The sequence below is a fragment of the Chromohalobacter sp. HP20-39 genome (genome assembly GCF_033052815.1).
Lineage (GTDB): Bacteria > Pseudomonadota > Gammaproteobacteria > Pseudomonadales > Halomonadaceae > Chromohalobacter.
On sequence record NZ_JAWHTP010001148.1, the window covers coordinates 1 to 237 of the forward strand.

A 237-nucleotide genomic window follows, 5' to 3' on the forward strand; every position below is an offset into this window, starting at 1 on the left:
TCGGAGGCCGCAGCCGCCTCCGCGACGACGGCACCCGTGGCGAAAGCGTCTGCCGGCACCGCCGAGGCCTTCGACCTTGCGCCCCTCGTCGCGCGCATCGCCGCAGCGCCCCGCGACCCGGGGGCCCAGTCCGGCCGCCGGATCCTGATCGTCGAGACCGAGGACCGGCGCGGTCCGGCGACGCTCTCAGAGGCCCTGACCCGTGCCCTCGGCCGCGAGGGGAGCCTCGTCGCCGTG

Annotated in this window: 1 protein-coding gene; it reads left to right on the top strand. The window is 77.6% G+C overall.

Annotated features, from left to right (window positions below):
• Positions 1-36: 36 nt before the first annotated feature.
• A partial coding sequence (locus RVY79_RS21485; RefSeq protein WP_317466650.1) for a hypothetical protein occupies positions 37-237 on the top strand: 201 nt, incomplete at its 3' end.